The sequence below is a fragment of the Stenotrophomonas sp. 05L44_2 genome, assembly GCF_056665995.1.
In genome coordinates, this window is the sequence record NZ_JBFTNR010000417.1 from 1 (window position 1) to 3,771 (window position 3,771).

A 3,771-nucleotide genomic window follows, 5' to 3' on the forward strand; every position below is an offset into this window, starting at 1 on the left:
GGATTGGCGTCTCGAAAAAGCAAACCTGACAGATGATTTGCGCAGCGCTGCGCAATCGCGAGAATGCATCGGCGGCCCTTCATGGGATTGGCGTCTCGAAAAAGCAAACCTGACAGATGATTTGCGCAGCGCTGCGCAATCGCGAGAATGCATCGGCGGCCCTTCATGGCGGGCGGTGCGTGGGGATCACTCGATCCGCCGGGTGATTTCTCACTCTGTTGTGTTTGCCCCGGCACGCCAACCCGCACCGTCCGCCACCTTCGCTCCGGAAGGTGGCTCCACGCCAGTGAGGGTTACACCATGACCAACAGCAGCATCTCCCACCCGCGCCTGCATGCCCTGATCGGCGACGTCGTGCATGCAGTTCCCGAAGACATCGCACGCGAACTCGAATGCGCGTTGCAGGAACAAGGACCGCCCTCGCAGTCGTCCACGTTCGTGTCCTGCCTCAACGCCATCCAGCACGCCGATGGCGAAGACGGACAGCCCTGTCGTGGTCTCATGCTGGGTGCCAGCAACCACGCCTCGCTCAGCCGTTCGCTGTGCGCGCTGGGCGTGGTGCTGGACCTGCTGCACGCCGCCGAACGTGTACGTGTGGGCGGTGGCGCAGACCAGCAATTGGGCGACTTCCACACCGACGGCCTTATCGTGGCGGCGCGGCAACTGGTGCGTGAGGCCAGCCACTGCCTGGCAGGCAGCGCCGCCTGACCGGCTTGAATGGCGACCTCGCTACAATCGCGCAGGGAATGCAGGAGACCGACATGGACGCCGAACATCTGGAGTACTTCAAAGCCGCGCTGGAAGGCCGCGCGCAGGTGGGCTGGAACATCTGGTTCGCCGCCAACCAGCACGCGCTGGCCCAGCAGCTGAGCCGCCCCGCGCTGCTGCGCCTGAAATTCAGCAAACTGGATGAAGCCGAGCGCCTGCTCGCCGAGGCCGGCATCGTACCCGCCAGCACGGCAGGCAAACGCTACGAGATGTACTGCGCGCAGTTTTCAGCCGACGCAGTGGACGGGAAGGGCCGCCCACTGCCTGCGATCTGGCGCGCGGCGCATGGCGGCGCCATCGGCCAGCTCGCCGATGGCCACTACGAGGCTGGGCAAGCGACGCTGCTCGCGGAATTCCGCCGCGCCCGCAAGCGCGGTCTGCAGCAGGCGCACGAATGGTTGGGCGATCTGTGCTTTGAAGGCGAGATCGAACTGAGCGGCGGCAATGCGGATGTGGGCCGCAACCTGCTGGCAGTGGTGGTGCAGGCGGGCAGCGGCCACGACCTGCTGGACGGTGTGGCGATGATCGCGCGCGAGCGGTTGGGTCAGCCAGGCTGATGGCGGAACGAATCATGGACAACAAAAAAGCCCCCATTTCTGGAAGCTTCTTTCGTTCTGCAACATGGTGGGCGGTACAGGGATCGAACCTGTGACCCTTGCCGTGTGAAGGCAATGCTCTACCGCTGAGCTAACCGCCCGGTGTGTTGCTGAGCCGCTCATTATAGGGGCTTTTCAGAGACCGTCAACAGTTTTCACATTCGTGTTCACGCGCGTTTCCAGGGGCCGCCGGGCATGGCCCGGCGCTACCGGAATCACATCGTATGCGTCGGCTTGTCCGAACCGGTCAGGCCGGCCAGGATCGTTTCGATCTTGTGGCGCACCGTCTCGCCTTCCTGGCCATCTGCCAGCTGCACGCCGATGCCGGCGGTGCGGTTGCCCTGCGCACCGGCCGGAGTCACCCAGATCACCTTGCCGGCCACCGGCAGGCGCTCGCTGGAATCGGGCAGGGTCAGCAGCAGGAATACCTCATCGCCCAGGAAATAACGCTTGGGCGTGGGCACGAAGATGCCGCCATTCTTCACGAACGGCATGTACGCGCTGTACAGCGCGGCCTTGTCCTTCACTGCCAGGGACAGGATGCCCTGACGGGCGTTGCTGGCACTCATCGATTTCCCCTTGCGGCAGGCCGCTCGTTCACCTTGTTCCAGGCCAGCAGCAACTCGACCACCGCAAGGTCTGCGCGCACGGTGGTGCGCAGCAGGTCGCGGGTGCGGTTGGCCGCATCGAACCAGGCTGCAAGCTTGTGCAATCGCTCCGGCGTGGTCAAGGCATCGGTGCTGGCCTGGGCCAGCGCCAGGTCGGCGGCGAAGCGCAGGCGCAGCGCCGCGTTGTCATCGGCGCACCACTTCTGCGCCAGCTCCACTGCGCCGGTCTTGCCGGCGGCCAGCTGTTCCAGCTCGCGGCCGACCTCGCGACGCAGGCTCAGGCCATCTTCGCGCAGCCAGTTGTCGGCCTGCCCGGGATGGCCGCGTGCTGCATCCAGTGCCTCGCGCGCGGCCGCTTCGCTGTGGCCCTGCTGCTGCAGCCAGGCCAGCGCTTCCTCGCGCGGCGGCAGCTTGAATTCCAGGCGCTGGCAGCGGCTGCGCACGGTCTGCGGCAGGCGCGCCGGGTCGCTGCTGATCAACCACAGGTAACGCCCGGGTTGCGGTTCTTCCAGGGTCTTCAGCAGCGCATTGGCGGCCGAACGGTTGATGGCATCGGCCGGGTCGACGATCACCACCTGCGCCACGCCGTACTGCGGGGTCAGCGCCAGCTTGTTGCTGATCTCGCGCACCTGCTCGATCACGATCTCGGTGCGCAGCTTGTCGCCGCTCTTGTTGGGAATGAAGCTGATCAGCTGCAGGTCGGGATGCGTGCCGGCGGCAATCAGCTGCCGGGTGCGGGTGGCATGCGCGCCATCCCCGCGTGCCAGCACGTGGTCGGCCAGCGCCAGGGCCACCTCCCGCTTGCCCAGCCCGGCCGGGCCACAGATCAGCAGGCCATGGCCCAGCCGATCTGCATCCAGTGCAGCCACGGTCTGGTCGAACGCGCGCTGCTGCCAGGGCGAGAACGTGCTCATACGCCCTCCCCTTGCTGCAGCCAGCGCTCGACACGCGCAACCACATCGGYGGCCACGCGCTCCTGCACCTGGCCTGCATCAACCAGCGCGAAACGCTGCGGATCCTGCTGTGCGCGGCCGCGAAACACTTCGCGCACGCGCTGGAAGAAATCGTCCTGCTCGCTTTCGATGCGGTCCGGCCACAGGTCGCGGCCGTTGGCACGCGCGCGGCCTACGGCCACGTCCACGTCCAACAACAGGGTCAAACCGGGCAGCAGGCCAACGGCGCGGCGCTCCAGGTCGGCGATCCACTGCGGGTCGAGGCCGCGGCCACCGCCCTGGTAGGCATAGCTGGAATCGGTGAAACGATCGCTGAGCACGTAGGCGCCGCGCTGCAGCGCCGGCTGGATCACTTGGCGCACATGCTGCGCGCGCGCGGCGAACACCAGCAGCAGCTCAGCCTCGGCACTGAGCGGCTCGGCAGCAATCTCGGCATCCGGCTTCAGCACCAGGCCGCGGATGCGCTCGGCGAGCGGCGTGCCACCGGGCTCGCGGGTCAACACGACCTCATGGCCGTGGCGGCGCAGGCACTCGCGAATGGCGTTGATGGCGGTGGTCTTGCCCGCGCCCTCGCCGCCTTCCAGGCTGACGAAACGGGGATGGCGAAGCAGCGCGGAACTCATTGCGCCGGAGTCTCCTGGGTGCGTTGCTGGCGCAGCTGCTGCAGGTAGCGGGCTACGGCGGCGTTGTGTTTGTCCAGGCTGGGCGAGAACACGTGTGCGCCACTGCCATCGCCCACCGCGACGAAGTACAGCGCATCGCCCGGTGCCGGTTGTGCAGCGGCCATCAGCGCATCGCGGCTGGGCATGGCGATCGGGGTCGGGGTCAGGCCAGAGCGGGTGTAGG

The 3,771-nt window shown here is 66.9% G+C and carries 7 protein-coding genes and 1 tRNA gene; 3 read left to right on the forward strand and 5 right to left on the reverse strand.

Annotation, left to right across the window (positions count from 1 at the left end; all coding sequences use genetic code 11):
- The 3 genes from AC1VAN_RS14640 to AC1VAN_RS14650 all read left to right on the forward strand — a co-directional run.
- Positions 1 to 304 (forward strand): hypothetical protein (locus tag AC1VAN_RS14640; protein ID WP_480986068.1); only part of this gene is annotated, 304 nt, incomplete at its 5' end.
- Positions 301 to 708, forward strand: a complete 408-nt coding sequence (locus AC1VAN_RS14645) for a hypothetical protein (RefSeq protein ID WP_478013573.1) — start codon at positions 301 to 303, stop codon at positions 706 to 708. The genes AC1VAN_RS14640 and AC1VAN_RS14645, both read left to right, overlap by 4 nt.
- Before the next feature lie 53 nt (positions 709 to 761).
- The gene (locus AC1VAN_RS14650) at positions 762 to 1,325 is read left to right on the forward strand and encodes a hypothetical protein (RefSeq protein WP_442251297.1); all 564 of its coding nucleotides are present in this window, start codon (positions 762 to 764) and stop codon (positions 1,323 to 1,325) included.
- 65 nt (positions 1,326 to 1,390) lie between these two features.
- Here the strand turns inward: AC1VAN_RS14650 and AC1VAN_RS14655 are convergent.
- From AC1VAN_RS14655 to AC1VAN_RS14675, 5 genes are all read right to left on the reverse strand, one after another.
- A tRNA-Val gene (locus AC1VAN_RS14655) sits at positions 1,391 to 1,465 on the reverse strand.
- 114 nt (positions 1,466 to 1,579) lie between these two features.
- On the reverse strand, positions 1,580 to 1,933 hold the full coding sequence (locus AC1VAN_RS14660) for a PilZ domain-containing protein (protein WP_025874071.1): 354 nt from the start codon (positions 1,931 to 1,933) through the stop codon (positions 1,580 to 1,582).
- The gene (locus AC1VAN_RS14665; protein WP_032977348.1) at positions 1,930 to 2,886 is read right to left on the reverse strand and encodes a DNA polymerase III subunit delta'; all 957 of its coding nucleotides are present in this window, start codon (positions 2,884 to 2,886) and stop codon (positions 1,930 to 1,932) included. Before AC1VAN_RS14665 ends, AC1VAN_RS14660 begins: the two co-directional genes overlap by 4 nt.
- Positions 2,883 to 3,548 (reverse strand): dTMP kinase, encoded by a 666-nt coding sequence (gene tmk / locus AC1VAN_RS14670; RefSeq protein WP_480986069.1) that lies wholly within the window; start codon positions 3,546 to 3,548, stop codon positions 2,883 to 2,885. The genes AC1VAN_RS14665 and tmk overlap by 4 nt, the downstream gene beginning before the upstream one ends.
- A partial coding sequence (locus AC1VAN_RS14675; RefSeq protein WP_480986070.1) for an endolytic transglycosylase MltG occupies positions 3,545 to 3,771 on the reverse strand: 227 nt, incomplete at its 5' end. The genes AC1VAN_RS14675 and tmk, both read right to left, overlap by 4 nt.